This window comes from Leptolyngbya sp. AS-A5 (assembly GCF_039962495.1).
Taxonomy (GTDB): Bacteria; Cyanobacteriota; Cyanobacteriia; order Leptolyngbyales; family Leptolyngbyaceae; genus Leptolyngbya.
In genome coordinates, this window is sequence record NZ_JAMPLL010000056.1 from 1 (window position 1) to 14315 (window position 14315).

Genomic DNA, 14315 nt, shown 5'->3' on the forward strand with positions numbered 1-14315 from the left:
CCGAGGAGATTGCCCAGATTTATGAGTTGGAACTGTAAACGCATAGTAACTGGGTACAGGCAGCGCTTATTGCTGCTATCAAAAAAGGCTCGTTTACGGATAGGGCACAAAAAGAAGCAATTTCCCTTCTTGACTGAATAATAGTTACGATGCAGCACTCTCTCCAAGAAAGTTATAGGTCTTAATTTTGTAACTACCGCGCTCAGCTGCAAGATCACAATTTTTTATAGATAGAGAGAAACGTGAAGCTTAGAAAGACTTCCGTTCTCGGTTCCATGTCATGACCGAACAGCGTTACACTTAACGTTAGATACACTTTTGAGAAATCAAGATTTTATTTGACACCGTATCCTGGATTTTATTGATAGTGCTGCGCAACACTATTGAGTGCAAAAGTTGTAGTATTTAGTTCTTAGGGCTACTACCACCGTACCTAGTTAACAGGCACGGCATTCTATAAAACAGGCAACAAAGGGCACCTGATGAGTATGGGTTGGGCACCGTATCAACCCATCAGGCAGATTCGTTCAAATGGAATCAGTGACAGATACCTAGGTGTTTATCAACCATCAAAACCATCAAGAAGGTTAGACATATCTTTATGACAATTGCTGTTGGAATGATTGAAACCCTGGGCTTCCCGGCGGTTGTCGAAGCGGCGGACGCCATGGTGAAAGCGGCTCAGGTTACCTTGGTCGGCTACGAAAAAATCGGCAGTGGTCGAGTTACCGTCGTCGTCCGGGGCAATGTTTCCGAAGTGCAGGCTTCGATCGCCGCGGGCATTGAGTCAATCAAGCGAGTTAATGGCGGCTCTGTGCTGTCAACTCACATCATTGCGCGCCCCAATGAGAACCTGGAGTATGTGCTGCCCATTCGCTACACCGAAGCAGTTACGCAGTTTAGATCTGGGATGTAAAACCTCACTTCAAGAAAAGAGTGCGGCGCACTCTTTTCTTGAAGTGAGGTTGCTAGAGCTGAAGCTATACCGACATTCCGCCCTTTTCACTGGCACATTGACTATTAACGACGAAGCAATCAGCTTCATAGCGATCTCCCCTGAGAAGGAGACGGCACAACTGAGAATCGGTGCTCTTTAGTTCAAGGGAACTAATACTCTTTGAAATCCTCACGGAAAAAGGGCTTCGGCTTTAATATTTTGATGTGCCCGTTAAAGGGCGGAATGTAGATTCGAGAGGAATGGCAGAGCAAACTGATTGAGATCGGAATGAACACGATCGATCCTATCTTGTGGCTTGTGGAAGGTCTGCTCGTCTATTTGGATGAAGCCGATGTTTTGACTCTATTTGAGGAGACCAATTCACTCTCAGTCCTGAACAGTATCCTGTTGTTTGATGTTCTGGGACGCTCTTTGCTTGATGCCCTACAGATGGCTAAACATCATTTATTGGAAAAGTTAGGTTCCTCTTAGTGTTTCGGCGCAGATGAGCCTGAAAAAATCATGGAGCAATTTGGATGAAAAGCGGTGGCAACACAACCCGGAGAGATTGATTCGATCCGCTGGAACTTCCCCACGCACCTCGACATGTACCCAATTACCCAATGTGCTCCGGATTTTCTTCGTTGAGGCTCGCAAACTAAGCAACGTGTTTTTATGAACACGCCGTCGAGCAATCTGCTCCGAGGTGTACCTGTAATTCGTGTTCTGAAGGCTATCTATCCTGTATCAAACTCCATAAAAAAAGTCAGTTTTTGATAGAGCAAGATGCCCTCTGCTCCTCTTCCTCGATACTGCCCGAAAGTCAGAAGAATCAAAGCTTCTCCTTAGAATCTGAAACCGCTCAAAAGACACCCCTCTTTTAATAAGGGTATAGCCATTCTAGATAACTGTATAAACAGTATAAATAGTTTGCACTGAGAATTCTTAGATAAACAAAAGGCACATCATCTATATGGTTAAAACTATACAAATAGTTTTAACCATATCCAAAGCTTATATTGGTTATGCAGTCAATTCTTCATACCTTATTTGCTGGTCGTCCCGTTTTCACTTTTTCTAGGCTTTCCATCATAGCGATCAATTCTGTATTGGTCATATTTTGAAGAGCGTGTAACCCTGCTCGAATAACCTCACTCTTGTTTACATTTAGAGCACAAGCCAAACAGCGTTTCCTGATAGTATCAATAATTTCATAGTCCGAAACAGGAATCGTAAAGCTATCGCGCTTCACCTTTGGCTGCTCTTTCTCTTCCACCTTTTCTACAATAGGAGCTGGAGTGGGAGGAACAACAGGTTCCTCTGTCCTGAGATCGCTGAGTAGGCTTTCGGCTCTCTCAAATCGATCACGCACAGCTGCATCCTCTGCTTTGAGAGACGATGTCAAGGCTGATTTCATATCTTTTCTAGGCATAAGGGCTCGCTACTCAACAACTAATAAATTGTATAGACCGTTTTAACAATATAAATCATTAAAACCATATATACAGTTATTATTTCTACAACTGCTTTGAGGTTGTGCCAGAGTAAAGCACACTATAATATGAATAGTATAAAATCTATAAATCATTAAAACTATTTATACTATTTTAATGATTTATATCATTTGTGAAATTTATTACCATGTCAGCTAAGATCATTGCCGTTGTAAATCAGAAGGGTGGCTCCGGCAAAACCACTGTTACGATGCAGCTTGCTGGTACCATTGCCCGGCGTGGGTATAAGGTATTGGTAGTTGATGCTGATCCTCAAGGCACTGCAACTCGTTGGGCAGCAACCGCCGATGATGAGCTGCCCTTCCCAGCATCCGTAATTGGCTTGAGTGCAGCGAATGCTAAGGTGCATCGGGAGGTCAAGAAGTTTGTGGAGAATTACGATTGTATTTTCATCGATTGCCCTCCGGCAGCCGACTCACCTATTCCTCAAAGTGCTCTATTAATTGCCGACTTAGCCTTAGTGCCAATTATCCCATCACCCTTAGATATGTGGGCAGCCGTAGGAATTCGCCAAGTTATTCAGAATGTTGGAGATATTAATGATTCTTTGCAAGCGCGCCTTGTGCTTAATCAATGCCAGCCCAAAACCACTCTGACGCAGGAAAGTTTAGAAATCCTTTCAGAATTCGGCATCGAACTTGCTAAAAGTCAGATTCATCATCGTCAGGTCTACCGGCAGTCTGCTGTATTTGGTCAGACTGTTCAAGATATGACAAGTAAAGCAGCCGCTGCTATTCAAGAGATTGACCAACTTGCTGATGAGGTAGCAGTGCTCATTCAATTGTAGTGAGGTCATACTCTCTTAACGGTAAAAATAGTATTAACAGTTTATACCATCAGCTCCTCATTAGTTTGCTGCCTGTTTTTAGTCAGGCACGAGATCAATCTTTAGCAAAGATGAGGGAATTTAAGGATAGATTGAGCCTATGCGGAGAGATTCTATTTTCTATAAACTATTCGCGCAGGCTCCAACATTGCTGTTTGAGCTATTGGAGGGGAGTCCCCCGAATGCGCAGCAGTACCGATTCGACTCAGTTGCGGTGAAAGAGCCCAGGTTTGAGATTGACGGCGTATTCCTGCCACCGGACACTGAACCAGGCGTTGTCTACTTCTGTGAGGTGCAGTTCCAGCGTGATGAACTGCTATACGAACGACTCATTCTAGATCGGCCTGTTGCCGATTGAAACCACCTTTATGCTGCGTCAATTATACGTAAATGCGATCGCTGTTTATTCTTAAGGGTTTGAGCATTTGTTCTAATTGTCTCGAAGCCTACAAGGAATTGACGCGGCACACACCTTCTTTCGATACCGGAATTTTGAACCAGACTGCAAATGTCTTAAAATCTTTCCAGATGGTCAGCCTGCTTCTTTTGCTCCAAACTCAGGTTAGGGAAATTGCACTAGCCTCTATCGCAATATTTAGTTTTAACTGGATTAAACGATACTCACGTTGCAATCTTCTTCTTGTAGGGCACTAAGGTTAATTCCTCAGAACGGTTGAGTTTTGAAGTAATACTCATGTCGTAAATCGAGTTTCTAAAGGCAGCCAAGGTTGTATTTCCAAAATAGAACCTAATTCAAGCGGCATGTACACTGAAATTACGTACTTGAGCGCTGTTTCTTGATCTCATTAGAGGCTCGCATTAGAAACTCTACTAATTGAGCCTTGCTCTTTTACTTAGCGACTAAGGAAAAAACCTGACTTCTGATACGACAACAGAAAATTGACTAAGTGAATTAATAGATATGCGAATCCAGCTTTAACCTAGGCGCTAAGTAATTCCTGAGAAAGCCCTAGTTTCCGATTTTCAAGTCTGTTGGCGACTTTAAATAGTAATCGTGCCAATTGTGTATCATCTAGCAACTCGATCGGGTCCTCTACTGGTCGAGGTTCTTTACCAGCTAGAAGTTCGCAGAAGTAGCGTTTCGCTCCTGGCTTAATTTGATCTGCACCGTCTAGCATTCGCTCCAGCATTTCGCAGGACGGATTCGTTTTGCCATTACGAAACTCTGAGATATGGGTTGTGCTAATCCCTGTTACCTCAGCGAGCTTCTTTCCTGTAATTCCAAGTTGCTTGAGCGTCTGATCGAAATATTGATGCATCAATTTAACCCAGAGCGAATATAATGATTCAACCAAGGGAGGATTACAACAATTCGCTTTTGACGAATCTGAAATCATTCTAATTCATGACTCTGCTATGGAAACCATCAATCTCAAAGATTCACACAATTCAAGTTTTCGTCAACAGCTACAAGTCTTGCCAATTCAGCTTTAGAGAGTTAGCGGTATGAGCACTTATTCTAATAAAAGCCAGTGTCACGACCCATTTCCCTCCAATCTAATCGGTAAACGTCTATGTGAGACGTTCCCTTATCTGTGGAACGCGATTATTTCAACCAACGAAACTACCCCAAAGTGGCAGACGGTTACTAAGTACCCCATACGTCCGCGCATTTTATGGCGAGAGTGGAAGGACAATTCCAAATTAATTTGCGTTCGATTCGACTCCCAGACCTCTTACGCGCTGATCGACATCGATCTCAAGGGTCAGTTCCACCCCTACCAGAACCCAGAATCGCTCACTCTGATTCGAGCGGCACTGGAAACGATCGGGATTTGCCGCACGATTCTGATCAGATCGAGTTGGTCAGAAGGCTTACACCTCTACATTCCGTTACCTCATGCTGTTCAAACGTTCGGATTGGCTCAAGCGATCAAGCAATGTTTGGAAGCGCAGGGATTGACGATCGCACAAGGGGATCTCGAAGTTTTTCCAAACTGTAAGGCGTATGCGATCCCTGGCACTTATACCGAGTACAACGCGCATCGACTTCCCTTGCAGCCAGATTCTGGGTCTTGCTTACTCGATGATGATTACAACCCGATTAGCCGCGATTTAGGGCAGTTCTTCCAGCAGTGGGATATAGCAGCAGCAGGACAGGATCTCTCTGAGTTGATGAATGCGATCTCGACCGCTCGAACGAATAGCCGCAATCGACGGAAGCGCCACACCACGATCGTCGAAGACTGGCTCCAAGACCTTCGGGCTGAGATTCAGGAGGGTTGGACTGACTACGGGCAAACGAATCACTTATTGAAGACGATCGCTTGTCACGGAGTCGTTTTTGAGGGACTAAAAGGAGATGCCCTCGCTGAATACGTCGAACAGACTGCGGTGAACCTCCCAGGCTACGAGGAATGGTGTCAGCACCGACATGAGATCCGAATGCGATCGACGATTTGGGCAAGATCAGCCGAGAACTACTACTGGGTATTAGGGAGCCATCCGAAGCGATCGGGGAATGCCCACAGCGATGAAGGTGAGAAGGTTGTTCCGTTCAATGTTCTGCGCTCAGAAGACGCTCAGAGACGAATTAAGGCTGTTGTGTCTCGCTTAGAGCAGGAAGGTCAGTTTCCCTCAACTGCCACCGCTAGAGCGAAATTAATCGCTGCTGAGGGAATCAGTACCCGAACCCTCTACAACCACCTCGAACTATGGCATCCCATTCACTATCAATCAGGATCGTGTAAAACAGTTCAGTCAGAGACAATTACAGCGATCTTTGAGGTTGATTCTGAAGATCCACCAAAATCGCTAGAACCCAGTGAGGAAAAGAGATTTTACACCGAGGGGGAGAATATGAAGGGTGAAAGGAACAATTCACTTGTTCTACTCAATCAGCTTGTATTTGACTTTGAATTCTTCTCGGAGGTTCGTTTACATATCGCGAAACCCCTAGAGAAGCTCAATGAAGTGAATGACAGCTAAATCGAAATGTCAAAAGTCAAATGCTTTTATCAGGGTAAACAGCTTTCGCTATTTCCGGATCTGCTCTATCTGCAAGTTTCCAGCTTTGCAATGTGTGACATTGAACCAAAACCGATTCGATTTTCAACACCAGAGCGACTCCTTGCGGGTAACTCGAAGAGATCGCAAAAAGTGCGTGTTGGATTAGCGGTAGCTTCGCTTCCCGAAGGGTTCGCACAAAACGGCTCCGGTTGCTTTCGAGTTCGATACTTAGAAGCGGGAGTAATGCACCAGACCGACATTTCGCCTGATTAACTTCTTCCCCTAGAACGTGCGCGGGTGAGGGTGAGAAACAATCAGGCGGATATCATTCAGGATGCGATTACGCGATTGGAGATAGAACGGGACCGACTTAGAGCAGAGGGGACGATTGCACTGGAGCATTGCTGGATTGAGACGGGTAAGGTGAAAGGTCGCCAATTTAGACAAGCCTGGTGGCGAAGCACGCAGGCGATGTTCGGCTCAAAACGTTCTAGGGGAAAGGGCAAATCTTGTTATATCGGTGAAGAGGGTAGCCTGGAGCATCAGGAGGCGAAACGACAGAAGTATCGGCGCGATCGGTTGAAGGAAATCGATCGACAGTTGCAGATGTTGATGGAAATAGCAGAGTGATCTACCTTTTTGCGCGATCGCTTCCGAAACGGAGTTGGTCGGTATCGCGGAGACGTTATCCTGAACTTTGTCAGTTGGACTCTGGATTATGCTGCGACTCAGTGAAATAAAGCTCCCGTTAGATCATACTGAAGCGGAAATTGAAAGCGCCATTCTCGACATGCTGCACCTTACAGCGGAAGAATTGGTTGGGTATTCCATCTTTAAGCGCAGCTATGATGCCCGCAATCGAGGGGAGAAGATTACTGCAGTCTATATTCTGGACGTAGAAATAAAGCAAGAAAAACGAGTGCTGCAACGGTTTAAGAAAGATCGGCGGGTGAAAGAGACACCGGATATGAGCTATCGGACCGTGGCTCAAGCTCCGAAAGGATTTACAGAGCGCCCGATCGTGATTGGCACAGGTCCCTGTGGGATGTTTACGGGACTGATGCTGGCGCGGATGGGATTTCGCCCGATTCTACTGGAGCGGGGGAAACAAGTCCGCGATCGCACGGCAGATACGTTTGGCTTTTGGAAAAAGAGAGCCGACTTTAATCCAGAATCGAATGCCCAGTTTGGCGAAGGCGGAGCAGGAACCTTCTCCGATGGCAAACTCTACAGCCAGGTTCGCGATCCGCAACACTATGGGCGGAAAGTGTTGATGGAATTAGTCAATGCGGGCGCTTCACCAGAGATCCTGTATGTGAATCGTCCGCATATTGGGACATTTAAGCTGGTGGGAATCGTTGAGAAGATGAGAGCAACGATCGAATCCTTGGGCGGTGAGATTCGCTTCCAAAGTCGAGTTGAAGAGGTCTTGATCGAGAATCGGCAAGTGCAGGGCGTTCGCTTAGACAGCGGAGAAATCCTCGAAGGTCGGTATGTGGTGCTAGCGGTTGGACACAGCGCCCGCGATACGTTCCAGATGTTGTTCGATCAAGGCGTTTATATTGAGCCGAAACCGTTCTCGATCGGTTTCCGGGTTGAGCATCCGCAGCCCGTGATTGATCGTGCACGATACGGAAAATATGCAGGCGATCGACGATTGGGAGCGGCAGATTATAAGTTAGTGCATCATGCCAAAAATGGGCGATCGGTTTATAGCTTCTGTATGTGTCCCGGTGGATTAGTCGTTGCTGCGACTTCAGAGCCAGGGCATGTCGTCACGAATGGCATGAGCCAGTATTCTCGCAATGAACGCAATGCCAATAGTGGGATTGTCGTTGGCATTTCGCCCGAAGATTATCCAGGGAGTCCTTTAGGGGGGATTGCTTTGCAGCGACAGCTAGAGATGCAGGCATTTGAGTTAGGGGGCAGAACCTATGAGGCTCCAGGGCAATTAGTGGGAGACTTTATTGCTGATCGTCCGTCGCGCGAGTTTGGCAGTGTGTTGCCGTCCTATGCGCCGGGTGTGCATTTAGGAGATTTGGGAGCTAGCTTGCCAGAGTACGCGATCGCGGCAATCCGCGAAGCCCTTCCCGCCTTTGAAAAACAGATCGCAGGGTTTGCGATGCCCGATGCGGTTCTGACTGGAGTCGAAACCCGAACCTCTTCCCCGATTCGGATCAAGCGCGGGGAAGATGGGCAGAGTGTGAATACTCAAGGCTTGTTTCCAGCGGGAGAAGGCGCAGGCTATGCGGGCGGAATTCTTTCGGCAGGAATTGACGGCATTAAGACGGCGGAAGCGGTAGCGTTGAGGATGCTGGCGACTTAAGCGGACAGACTAACACCGTTGCAGCAACCGCGATCGCTCTTTCTTCATTCCACCAGGGAGAGGCTTGCCACCATTGCCAGAGGGGAAGACTACCTTTGCTTAGATTGCAGCGGTTACAGACCGCGACTAAATTCGATTTGACATTCCTGCCCCCTTTGGATTCAGCCACAATGTGATCTAAGGTGAGAACTCGGGGAGTGCGTCCACAGTAGGCACAGGTTCCATTGAATCGTTGTTTGATTCCAGATTTGAGCTTGTGCTTTTGGGATTTCTGTCTGAGTTCTCGAAAGGGGGGCTTTGAATTCATGCGCTTAATATCATCCCTGTTTTGTTTTTATCTTATTTTTGTTCAAGTGCGACTTGCAGAAGTAGAGCTTGAGAGTAAACTCAGCGAGCGCGAAAGGTGCGCAGGCGATATTCGAGTCGAGGCGTTCTAAGTGTCTCCGGACATCTAAGTGTCCCGGACAAAAGTAACCACAAATAGCAGTGTCACAGATTTGAAGATGCTTTTGAAGAAAGGTGAGTAGGCTTTACATATTAGGACGCACACAGCAAAAAAGCTCTGAACTAAGCGAAAATGAACAAACTCGGATTGGTGATCTCGTCCGTTCTAATTCTTCTAGCTGGTTGCTGTCCTTCCGTCCGTGCTACTACCGAAGGGCAAATCACTTTCAATAGCAGCAGTCCAGAACCTCTCAGTACGGAAGTTTTTAACAACGACTTGGGCCTAGGAAAAACGGATAGTCGAATTGTTGTTGAACTGACAGTTGATAAGAGCCTGCTGTGGTCTGGGGATCAGTGTCGGACAGTTGTCATCTCTGGTAGCGACACGAATTGTTTTGCTAGAGACTACATTCGTGGAAAACTGATCAGTGAAGTTCGAGGATACTGCAACTTTCCATCCGGTTCCTTCAAGGAGGTTGTCAATGGCAGGAAAACAGGGAAAACGATCAAAGTTAACTTTGATCCGACCGTCCTCGAAGGCGAGAAGGAAAGGGCAAATCGAGAAATTCTAACCCGTTGGAGAGCTTACGAATAGAAATGTACCATCAGGCAGTAGCAGCATAAGCTAACTGATTAGGCGTTGATACTCTTTGATATCTTCAATCACTAGGGAATTGGCGGCAGCCCACGATCGCCTTTTGGCTGGTCTGGAAGGTGACGAGCATTCCGCTTCAGTGGTTAGCTTATCCGACTGTGAGGAAGCATGAAGAGCGATTCGCACAGTCGGGATGTATTCGTAGTAGGCGGAATTGTGAGGGACGATGTTGTGGCCGTGATTCTTAATTGGTGGCAAAGAACTCTAAAATGCCTTTAAAAGCAGAATAGCTATGAAGTCCTGCACTAAGTTCAATCGCATCTCGTTGAACGTCGAAATGCTAGTGCGCGAAAGTCATAGCTATTTCACTCATTAAAGTACCATTCTTCTTATTGAGTGTCAATCTCTGTCGATCGCTTCTCACCCACAGGGCACTTTGACAGCAGAAGTTTTGTACCACTTCATGCTGTCGATATACGAGCAAACAAACAAGGAAAAGGAACGCGATCATGAATGGGTTGCTTCTACTCCGGCGGCTTGTGTTTGTGGGCGTAGAAATGTGGAAAGTATTGCTTGTTGGCGGTTTCCAGATGATTAGAGCAAGACACATACGCTCTACCGTTCTAAATTCTTAATTTACTCTGCCTGATTTGAGGAATGAGAGATGCTTCGTGTGAGGCTTGATAAGAATATTATCTCTTGAACAAATAGCATGCATCAATCAAGCTAAAGGATTTAGACAATGTTGCGTCAAATGACATCAGCAATCGCAGTTCTCGCGACCCTTGGAATTTCCGCTACCTCTGTTAATGCCGTACCGGATCGCTGGGAGTATATGGGCATTGCATCCACTGGAGAGAAGGTTTATCTCAACTTGGATTCAATTCAATTAGAGCCTCGGCGCACTGGATATTTTTTCACCGTTCTTTAAGGGGGGTAGCGGCTTCAATATGACATCAAAACAGAGCACAGAGGATTTTGTTCCTAAGAGAATTGCAGAAGCAGGGACAGTTTCAGTATTGAGGATGTTTGGTGAATTCGGGAGCGATCGCGATGAGCAGTTAAACACTCTGACCTATGAAAACCAATTCCTTGTTAAACACATACCCATAGGCAGAAAGTTTCTGAGTGAACGCTTCAAGACGCGATATGAGAGTGCGCTGGCTGCTTATGCCATTCAGCAGGAAAACAGTAAACTCTTACCACTGGCTTTCAACGTCGTCTCGCCAATCCGATTCGATCAGAAGCATCGGGAAGGGCGATCGCAGTATTTGGGAACTTAGGAGCAAATGGGATGGTAACGCAATTCTTTCTGCGATACGTTTTTGCGATTGCGACAACAGTACTCGCTCTGTTAGTCATGTTAGCGATCGATCCCTTGATTCATTTTTCTCAAGCGTCTTTCCTACTCTTTCTCGGCGCTGTAGTTCTCAGTGCTTTCTGTGGTGGACGCAACCCAGGGCTCGCTGCAACAGTACTAGCAGCCATATTTGCCAACTACTTCTTCTTAGAGCCTCAGTACACTTGGTCATTGACGCTTGATAGTGGTTTCCGATTGTTTCTATTTGCCCTACAAGGGCTTCTAATCAGCTTTCTAATTGGAGCACTACAAAAGGCTCAAGAACAATCCCAGAAGACTTTGAATCAACTTCGCGCTTCAGAGATAGAAATTAAAAAGTTAAATCAAGAGCTGCAGCATCGAGTTGAGGAATTAACCCTGGCTGAACGCTCGATGCGAGCGAATGAAGAACGATTACGTGTTGCCTTAAAAAACGCACCCATTGCTGTTTTCAATCAAGATCGAGATCTCATTTATACCTGGATTTACAATCCTGCTCTTGATTATCAAGTCGATGAAGTCATCGGCAAAACCGATCATGATCTTGTTTTAGAGCAAGAAGCAGCCACTCTGGACAAAATTAAAGGAAATGTTTTGGCAACGGGAATCGGCGTTCGGGAAGAAGTGAACTTGACCGCTGATGGAAAAGTTTATTCATACGATTTGACTGTCGAACCCTTATGGGATAGTCAGGATGCAGTGGTTGGCATTACTTGTGCTGCGATCGATATTACGGAACGCAAACGGGCAGAAGCGGCGTTGCAAGAGAGTGAAGAACGCTATCGCCAGTTAACGGAGGCATCTCCTCAGATTGTGTGGACAACTGATGCGAGCGGCATGATAACGTACTTCAGCCCAGGCTGGTATGACTACACAAGACTGAGTGAAGCCGAATCGATGGGTGCAGAGAGCGGTAACGCATTACATCCTGAAGATCGAGATTGTGTTTTTCAACAGTGGTCAGTTGCCGTAGAAACTGTTGAAGCCTTCGATATTGAAATCCGTCTGCGGCGCTGGGATGGTGTTTATCGCTGGTTCCTCTGCCGGGCTTTGCCAGTGCGAGACGCGAATGGTGCAGTGATCAGCTGGGTAGGCACTGATACTGATATTGATGATCAAAAACAGATTCAAGAGGCACTGCGCCAGAGTGAAGAAAGGTTATCTCTTGCATTGCAGTCTGCCCAAGCAGGAATGTGGCAATGGTTTAAAACAGATGACCGAATGATTTGGTCGGAAGAGACTTTCTGGATGTTAGGTTATGAGCCTCGTCAGTGTTCTGCCAGCCATGCAGCCTGGATTCAAGCCGTTCATCCTGACGATCGCGAAATGGCAGAGCAGGCAATACAGCGAGCGTTAAACGAGAATTGCCCCATTCATTCTGAGTATCGAGTTCGCTTACCCGACGGCTCGATTCGTTGGCTGGCGGATATTGGACAAGTGACCTATGACGAACAGGGCAATCAGACCGGAGTGATCGGAATTCAGATGAATATTACCGATCGTAAACAAGCTGAGGACGCTCTACAGAAGAGTGAGCACCGCTTCCGTAGCCTGGCGGAATCGAATGTGTTTGGGGTTGCTTTTGGCGACTTTACTGGAAACATCCAGTATGTCAATGATTATTTTCTCAACCTGGTGGGTTACACTCGCGAGGAGATCGAAACCGGGCAAGTGGGATGGAGAGATATCACTCCAACCGAGTATCTTCCGCTTGAAGAAAAGGCATTGAGAGAACTGAGAATGAAAGGAGTTACAGCACCCTTCGAGAAAGAATACATTCGCAAAGATGGGACGCGTGTGCCCATTCTAATCGGGTTGGCACTGCTGCAAGAATCATACAACCAACAACAAGGGCTGATGGCGTTCCATCTAGATTTAACTGAACCTAAGCAGGCAGAAGCAGAGCGAGAAATATCGCTACAGCAAGCACAAGCAGCACGAGCAGAAGCCGAAACAGCAAACCGGATTAAGGACGAATTTTTAGCGGTACTCTCCCATGAGTTACGATCTCCGCTTAACCCGATTCTAGGCTGGGCAACCCTGCTACAATCTCGCCCCTTCGAACCAAAACAGATTAAGGAAGCCCTCCAGACGATTGAACGCAATGCTCGGCTTCAGAATCAACTGATTGATGATCTGCTAGATATCGCCAAGATTCTTCGAGGCAAGCTGAATATGAATGACACGTCAGTCGATCGAGTCTTTGTCATTGAAGCAGCGATCGAAACCGTTACCACAGCAGCTAACGCTAAATCAATCCAATTGTGCGCCGTCTTGCCACATAGCGGTCAAGTTTCTGGCGATACATCCCGACTTCAGCAGATTGTCTGGAATCTCCTGTCTAATGCCATCAAGTTCACGCCTACAGGTGGACAGGTTGAGATTCGCTTAGAGCAGGTGGGAAATCAAGCCCAGATTACGGTCAGTGATACAGGTAAAGGAATCAGTGCTGAGTTTCTGCCCTATATCTTCGAGACGTTCCGGCAGGAAGATGCTTCAATAACCCGGAAATACGGTGGATTGGGGTTAGGGTTAGCGATCGTTCGTCACCTTGTCGAAGCCCATGGTGGGACGATCACAGCGGAAAGCCCAGGTGAAGGACAGGGGGCAATCTTTAGCGTCCGATTACCCTTACTTAGCCTAGAGCCCGCAAGAGAACTGATCGATCGGGTAGAAGAATTGGATCTAACAGGGATTCGTATTTTGACTGTTGACGATGAACCCGATGCTCGTGAATTGGTAAACGTTATTCTTACCCAATATGGAGCAGAGGTCTTGTCTGTAGCCTCTGCGAAAGAAGGTTTAGCGGCTCTAGGTTCCTTTCAACCTGATGTGTTAGTCAGCGATATTGGAATGCCTGAGACAGATGGCTTTACCCTGCTGCAACAGGTGCGGGCACTTTCTCCCGAGCAAGGAGGACAAATCCCTGCAAGGAGGACAAATCCCTGCGATCGCTCTGACTGCCTATGCCCGAGGAGAAGATGTTGACCAAGCTCTAGGCTGCGGCTTCCAGAGCCATCTTGCCAAACCAGTTGCGGCAGATAAGTTAGCCAAGGCTGTTCTCTCGTTGGTACTTAGTAATCGACAGGCTAACCTTAAATCTACTTTTTTCAGTTAAAGGGATGTTTTAAGAGCCTCCTGGTAAGTAATTTGCTGAGCCACTTTTAGCAGTTCCTCGAAAACATCAACGCGGGCTAAATTTCTCTCCTAGATGGAGTTCTACAAAAATGCATAACCTCCTCCGTTCTCGAACTTCTGCGCCCGAGCAGACTGTGTAAAAACTCAGAAGGCTGCGCCAATCGGAATTATTCTCTCAAGGAGAACTGATTACATTTCCCTATCGGAGCCAATTACTCCTAGCGGT

At 46.6% G+C, this 14315-nt stretch carries 14 protein-coding genes and 1 pseudogene; 12 read left to right on the plus strand and 3 right to left on the minus strand.

The genetic code is table 11. The features are described from left to right. Nucleotides 1–601: 601 nt before the first annotated feature. Nucleotides 602–916 (plus strand): carbon dioxide-concentrating mechanism protein CcmK, encoded by a 315-nt coding sequence (locus tag NC980_RS25145; RefSeq protein WP_190375055.1) that lies wholly within the window; start codon nt 602–604, stop codon nt 914–916. Nucleotides 917–1186: 270 nt separating this feature from the next. Beyond that, nucleotides 1187–1429 carry a class I SAM-dependent methyltransferase gene (locus NC980_RS25150; RefSeq protein ID WP_347272555.1) on the plus strand — a complete coding sequence of 81 codons (243 nt, stop codon included), beginning with the start codon at nt 1187–1189 and terminating at the stop codon, nt 1427–1429. Between the two features lie 547 nt (nt 1430–1976). Here NC980_RS25150 and NC980_RS25155 read toward each other — a convergent pair. Next, nucleotides 1977–2369 (minus strand): hypothetical protein, encoded by a 393-nt coding sequence (locus NC980_RS25155; RefSeq protein ID WP_190375057.1) that lies wholly within the window; start codon nt 2367–2369, stop codon nt 1977–1979. A 209-nt stretch (nt 2370–2578) separates the two neighbouring features. Between NC980_RS25155 and parA the strand changes: the two genes are divergently transcribed. Beyond that, complete coding sequence (gene parA / locus NC980_RS25160; RefSeq protein ID WP_190375058.1) at nt 2579–3238, plus strand: ParA family partition ATPase; 660 nt, start codon at nt 2579–2581, stop codon at nt 3236–3238. A gap of 139 nt (nt 3239–3377) precedes the next feature. Continuing rightward, a pseudogene (locus NC980_RS25165) lies at nt 3378–3608 on the plus strand (DUF2887 domain-containing protein); the annotation flags it as partial. 610 nt (nt 3609–4218) lie between these two features. Here NC980_RS25165 and NC980_RS25170 read toward each other — a convergent pair. Next, nucleotides 4219–4635, minus strand: coding sequence for a helix-turn-helix transcriptional regulator (locus NC980_RS25170; protein WP_348254081.1), 417 nt, complete (start codon nt 4633–4635; stop codon nt 4219–4221). Nucleotides 4636–4744: 109 nt separating this feature from the next. Between NC980_RS25170 and NC980_RS25175 the strand changes: the two genes are divergently transcribed. The 4 genes from NC980_RS25175 to NC980_RS25190 all read left to right on the plus strand — a co-directional run bounded on the left by NC980_RS25175 (nt 4745) and on the right by NC980_RS25190 (nt 8573). After that, the gene (locus tag NC980_RS25175; protein ID WP_190375060.1) at nt 4745–6226 is read left to right on the plus strand and encodes a hypothetical protein; all 1482 of its coding nucleotides are present in this window, start codon (nt 4745–4747) and stop codon (nt 6224–6226) included. 6 nt (nt 6227–6232) lie between these two features. Next, entirely contained in the window at nt 6233–6520 is a 288-nt protein-coding gene (locus tag NC980_RS25180) for a hypothetical protein (protein WP_190375061.1), read from the plus strand. 30 nt (nt 6521–6550) lie between these two features. Continuing rightward, nucleotides 6551–6877 carry a hypothetical protein gene (locus NC980_RS25185; protein ID WP_190375062.1) on the plus strand — a complete coding sequence of 109 codons (327 nt, stop codon included), beginning with the start codon at nt 6551–6553 and terminating at the stop codon, nt 6875–6877. 88 nt (nt 6878–6965) lie between these two features. Further along, entirely contained in the window at nt 6966–8573 is a 1608-nt protein-coding gene (locus tag NC980_RS25190; protein WP_190375063.1) for an NAD(P)/FAD-dependent oxidoreductase, read from the plus strand. On the opposite strand, the gene NC980_RS25195 is transcribed toward NC980_RS25190, so the two are convergent. Further along, complete coding sequence (locus NC980_RS25195; protein ID WP_190375064.1) at nt 8530–8880, minus strand: HNH endonuclease; 351 nt, start codon at nt 8878–8880, stop codon at nt 8530–8532. The genes NC980_RS25190 and NC980_RS25195 overlap by 44 nt on opposite strands. A 270-nt stretch (nt 8881–9150) precedes the next feature. Between NC980_RS25195 and NC980_RS25200 the strand changes: the two genes are divergently transcribed. The 4 genes from NC980_RS25200 to NC980_RS25215 all read left to right on the plus strand — a co-directional run bounded on the left by NC980_RS25200 (nt 9151) and on the right by NC980_RS25215 (nt 13939). Then, a complete protein-coding gene (locus NC980_RS25200) occupies nt 9151–9612 on the plus strand; it encodes a hypothetical protein (RefSeq protein ID WP_206753790.1) in 462 nt (153 codons plus the stop codon). 754 nt (nt 9613–10366) lie between these two features. Then, the gene (locus tag NC980_RS25205) at nt 10367–10543 is read left to right on the plus strand and encodes a hypothetical protein (protein WP_348254082.1); all 177 of its coding nucleotides are present in this window, start codon (nt 10367–10369) and stop codon (nt 10541–10543) included. A gap of 19 nt (nt 10544–10562) precedes the next feature. After that, nucleotides 10563–10895: a hypothetical protein gene (locus NC980_RS25210; RefSeq protein ID WP_190375067.1), complete on the plus strand. Its 333-nt coding sequence runs from the start codon at nt 10563–10565 to the stop codon at nt 10893–10895. Nucleotides 10896–10906: 11 nt separating this feature from the next. After that, nucleotides 10907–13939 carry a PAS domain S-box protein gene (locus tag NC980_RS25215; RefSeq protein ID WP_199298361.1) on the plus strand — a complete coding sequence of 1011 codons (3033 nt, stop codon included), beginning with the start codon at nt 10907–10909 and terminating at the stop codon, nt 13937–13939. The last annotated feature ends 376 nt before the right edge of the window (nt 13940–14315 follow it).

What these genes read in the sequence shown, in the direction of transcription:
- NC980_RS25145 (WP_190375055.1), top strand. Translation starts at nt 602, where the DNA reads ATGACAATTGCTGTTGGAATGATTGAAACCCTGGGCTTCCCGGCGGTT.
- NC980_RS25155 (WP_190375057.1), bottom strand. Translation starts at nt 2,369, where the DNA reads ATGCCTAGAAAAGATATGAAATCAGCCTTGACATCGTCTCTCAAAGCA.
- parA (WP_190375058.1), top strand. Translation starts at nt 2,579, where the DNA reads ATGTCAGCTAAGATCATTGCCGTTGTAAATCAGAAGGGTGGCTCCGGC.
- NC980_RS25170 (WP_348254081.1), bottom strand. Translation starts at nt 4,635, where the DNA reads ATGATTTCAGATTCGTCAAAAGCGAATTGTTGTAATCCTCCCTTGGTT.
- NC980_RS25175 (WP_190375060.1), top strand. Translation starts at nt 4,745, where the DNA reads ATGAGCACTTATTCTAATAAAAGCCAGTGTCACGACCCATTTCCCTCC.
- NC980_RS25180 (WP_190375061.1), top strand. Translation starts at nt 6,233, where the DNA reads ATGTCAAAAGTCAAATGCTTTTATCAGGGTAAACAGCTTTCGCTATTT.
- NC980_RS25190 (WP_190375063.1), top strand. Translation starts at nt 6,966, where the DNA reads ATGCTGCGACTCAGTGAAATAAAGCTCCCGTTAGATCATACTGAAGCG.
- NC980_RS25195 (WP_190375064.1), bottom strand. Translation starts at nt 8,880, where the DNA reads ATGAATTCAAAGCCCCCCTTTCGAGAACTCAGACAGAAATCCCAAAAG.
- NC980_RS25200 (WP_206753790.1), top strand. Translation starts at nt 9,151, where the DNA reads ATGAACAAACTCGGATTGGTGATCTCGTCCGTTCTAATTCTTCTAGCT.
- NC980_RS25205 (WP_348254082.1), top strand. Translation starts at nt 10,367, where the DNA reads ATGACATCAGCAATCGCAGTTCTCGCGACCCTTGGAATTTCCGCTACC.
- NC980_RS25210 (WP_190375067.1), top strand. Translation starts at nt 10,563, where the DNA reads ATGACATCAAAACAGAGCACAGAGGATTTTGTTCCTAAGAGAATTGCA.
- NC980_RS25215 (WP_199298361.1), top strand. Translation starts at nt 10,907, where the DNA reads ATGGTAACGCAATTCTTTCTGCGATACGTTTTTGCGATTGCGACAACA.